At 40.5% G+C, this 3842-nt stretch carries 3 protein-coding genes; all 3 read right to left on the minus strand.

Annotation, left to right across the window (positions count from 1 at the left end):
* Window positions 1–187: 187 nt before the first annotated feature.
* A complete protein-coding gene (locus tag PLK24_RS09435; protein ID WP_324478522.1) occupies window positions 188–1732 on the minus strand; it encodes an MBL fold metallo-hydrolase RNA specificity domain-containing protein in 1545 nt (514 codons plus the stop codon).
* A 14-nt stretch (window positions 1733–1746) separates the two neighbouring features.
* The gene (locus PLK24_RS09440) at window positions 1747–2667 is read right to left on the minus strand and encodes a hypothetical protein (RefSeq protein ID WP_324478524.1); all 921 of its coding nucleotides are present in this window, start codon (window positions 2665–2667) and stop codon (window positions 1747–1749) included.
* Between the two features lie 72 nt (window positions 2668–2739).
* A complete protein-coding gene (galU, locus tag PLK24_RS09445) occupies window positions 2740–3621 on the minus strand; it encodes a UTP--glucose-1-phosphate uridylyltransferase GalU (protein WP_324478526.1) in 882 nt (293 codons plus the stop codon).
* Window positions 3622–3842 lie beyond the last annotated feature (221 nt).

Here is a 3842-nt window from a genome sequence, read left to right on the forward strand (position 1 = left end):
GGAGGGGAATTGTTCAATTCATTCCCCCATTGAGGGGGGATTCAGGGGGGTGTGCTTTTCTCTTTTTTTGTTTATTCTTTTTCACTAAATTCGGTATTTACAGGATAGAAAAAGGCCGAATCATTGAGTCCACTTAATTATATTTATTTTAGTTTATTTTCCACTTACGCAGAACCTATTTGATTCACTATCCCTCCATCACTGCTTTTTCCGCTTCTTCAATTAATAGCAAAGCTGAACGAAGTAGATGATCGCCGTCAGTCCCGGTATAAATTTTCTTCTCTTGAAGGGATTTGACTTTCGAACTAATTTCTTGAACCACCGGGCTTTCTACCGCAGGTGCTTCTGAAACACAAACTTTTTTCTCTTTTTTCACCAGATCAATCGAGTCGCCTAACCGAGGAACTATAACCGCTCTACCGCGTTTTTCAAGAACACGGCCAAAAGTCTCGGCAATCTCTTCTTCACCGTGAGTAATAATAAAGGTTGGATTCGATTGAAAATAATCTGACCATTTCAGCAGATCATCCTGGTCAGCGTGGGCTGAAAAGCCATTAATCGTATTTATTTTAGCCTTTACACTAATTTCCTCACCAAATAACTTGACTTTTTTAACCCCATCAACCAGCAGCCGGCCCAAAGTTCCTCGTGCTTGATACCCAACAAAAATTAAATCAGTATTGGGCTTCCACAATCCATGCTTCAGGTGATGAATAATTCTTCCTCCGGTACACATTCCACTACCGGCAATCACAATAGCTTTTTCGATCTGATTGATAGCTCTTGATTCATCGGGTGAGCTGACATAACTCATCCCGGGAAGAACAAAAGGATCATGGCCTTGAAAAATTTGTTTTTGGATCTCTCCTGCCATTAACCCCATATATTTTTGATAAATTTCAGTCGCTTTGCTTCCCATCGGACTATCGAAAAAAATCGGGAAATCAAACTTCATTTTATTTTTTAGCAGAGAAAGTTCATAAATCAACCTCTGGGCACGGTCGACAACAAAAGAAGGAATGAGAACCTTCCCCCCGGATTTAAGAGCTTCGCGAATGGCATTTTCAAACTCTTCCCGAGTTTCTTCCAAGGTTTTATGGCGACGATTTCCATAGGTTGATTCTAATATGACATAATCCGCCTCATCTATAATCGGAGGCGACCCCTCCATTACATTATAAAAGGGACCCAGGTCTCCGGAAAAAACCAGCTTAACACCATCAATCCAAATCTCAATGGTTGCTGCACCAATAATATGTGCAGCATTTCTGAAAACTGATTCAATATTATCGACTGGTACAATTTCATCGTATCCAACTGGTTCAAAAAGGTTTAAAGCTCCCAAAACATCTTCTTCGGTATACAAAGGTTCTATTGAAGGCCTTCCGGCACGGAGATTTTTTCGATTGGTCCGGTTGGTTTCTTCCAGCATAATTTTATACATATCGAGCCAGAGAACTTCACATAGCTCAATGGTGGGAGCTGTGGCAAATATCTTTCCTCGGAATCCATCTTTATAAAGAAAAGGAATCCGTCCCGAGTGATCAAGGTGAGCATGGGTTAATAAAAGAAAATCAATGCTCCCGGGATCAAAGGAAAAAGAAGCAGCATTTCTTTCTTCACCACTTCCCTGCACCATACCACAGTCAATTAAAAAACGTTTATTCCGTCCTTCGATTAGATAACAGGAACCGGTTACTTCTCGAGCTGCTCCTAAAAAGGTAATTCTCATTTATACCTCCCCGGTTATCCTTTTAAAATTTCCATTGATTTTTCAACCATTGGTAATACGTTACGATCAATCGATTCATCGGTATTTTTAAACTGCACATCGCTATATAAGAACCAGTTTTCAATATGTTCATGCATTTCTCCTGGATTTATTAACTTAAGTGGGCTGAGAGTTTCTACCTCACAGATGTCCGGATTGGTATAAAGCTCGGTTGACGACCCGTAATCAGGGTATGATGCTCCATCTTGATAGCTACTTATCTTAATGAATAAAAAACCGTTGACTCCATAGGCTACCCAACCCTTTTTATTCCCAAATCCAGCTTTGGTTGGTTCTTTCATATCCGTTCTTTGCTGGAGAGTCACATATCTTTGCCCCCACCGCCAACGCGGATCATTCATGTTGGTATATCCCCATAAAGCCATCGGTCGGATTGGAGTCAATAAATCAGTATGAGGGACAAATTGTTCTTGGGGTACTATTGCCGTGCCCCCAATGTTCATAACCGATAATGACCAGACGGCAAACTCAACCGGCCAGAGATTTTGATTAAAAAGCTGATGAGTTACCTTGATTCGATTTTCATTTTCCGATAACTGTAAAATCAACTTTTTTTGAATCCCCGAAGTATTTTCAGTCTCAGCAGTTAAAACTAAAATATTTTTATTCCCAGCAACTGCCACTGGATGATTGTCAGGGAAATAAGTTCGTGGTATAGCTTCTGGTGCATGCCAAAGACGATGTCCCCCATAAATTCTCCATTCGTCTCCACCAACTTTGCCCTTTTGATCAGGAAATTCTTTAAATAGATTTTGTTTCCCAATGAAACCGGCTCGAATTACTCGAGGACCAACTTCCTGAGTAACCACTAATTCAATTTTGCCATTTTCCATTCTTATACACTTTTCCCAACCACCATAACTCATGACTTCCATCGATTCCTACACCTCTCTCAAGAACTAAATATCTATAGTATACAACTATCCATTCAAAATCGTGAGTTCACCCTATTTTTCTTCTTCGATAATCTGCTTTAAAAATCCTTTCAACTCATCGCCAATATCTTTCCGTTTTAAGGCATAGGCCACATTTGCTTTTAAAAACCCAATCTTATCCCCCACTCCATAATACGTTCCTTGAAATTCATAAGCGTAAATTTCCTCTTTTTTTAAGAGGCTTCGAATCGAATCAGTGAGTTGGATTTCTCCTCCTTTTCCTGGGGATACCTTCTCAATCGCCTCGAATATTGACGGGGTTAAAATATACCTGCCAATAATTGCTAAATCGGAAGGGGCTTCGCCAGGATCGGGTTTTTCAATCATATCTTCAACCTTAAATGTTCCCTTTCCTATTTCCTTCCCCTTAATGACGCCCCATTGCGAAATCTCCTCTTGAGGAATCCGGGTCACTGCCAAAATTATCCCTGGTCTTTTACGATATAAATCGATCATTTGTCGAAGCACCGGATCAGTGGAATCAATGATATCATCAGCTAACAAAACCGCAAAAGGTGAATCATTAATAAAGCGTTTTGCTTGGTAAACGGCATCTCCTAAGCCTTTTTGCAGCTTCTGACGTACATAAAATATTCGAATCATGTCGCCAATATCACGAACTTCCTGCAAGAGATCAAATTTTCCTTTATTTTCCAATTCCAATTCCAATTCCACGGCGTAATCAAAATAATCTTCAATGGCTCTTTTCCCTCGGCCGGTAACAAAAAGAATACTTTCTACTCCCGAATCGATGGCTTCTCTCACCACATATTGAACCGCTGGTTTATCGACAATCGGTAGCATTTCTTTCGGCTGAGACTTGGTTACCGGTAATAAACGGGTTCCATATCCAGCCACCGGGATCACTGCCTTTGATATTGGTTTTTCTTTCATCGGTCACACTCCTAACCAGTTTTTCTATTCTGTAAATCTATTTTCTTTCTTTCCTCTCCCCTGGTGGGAGAGGATTAAGGTGAGGGGGATACTTGGATATTCACACCAAGCCTTAATTTTAAAATACCAAATCTGGTTCACACTCAGGGTTTTCACCCTCATCCTCACCTTCTCCCATCAAGGGAGAAGGAAACAAAACGATGCGTCATCCTGAGAATTCG

The sequence above is a fragment of the Atribacter sp. genome (genome assembly GCF_035418125.1).
GTDB lineage: Bacteria > Atribacterota > Atribacteria > Atribacterales > Atribacteraceae > Atribacter > Atribacter allofermentans.

What these genes read in the sequence shown, in the direction of transcription:
- PLK24_RS09435 (WP_324478522.1), bottom strand. Translation starts at nt 1,732, where the DNA reads ATGAGAATTACCTTTTTAGGAGCAGCTCGAGAAGTAACCGGTTCCTGT.
- PLK24_RS09440 (WP_324478524.1), bottom strand. Translation starts at nt 2,667, where the DNA reads ATGGAAGTCATGAGTTATGGTGGTTGGGAAAAGTGTATAAGAATGGAA.
- galU (WP_324478526.1), bottom strand. Translation starts at nt 3,621, where the DNA reads ATGAAAGAAAAACCAATATCAAAGGCAGTGATCCCGGTGGCTGGATAT.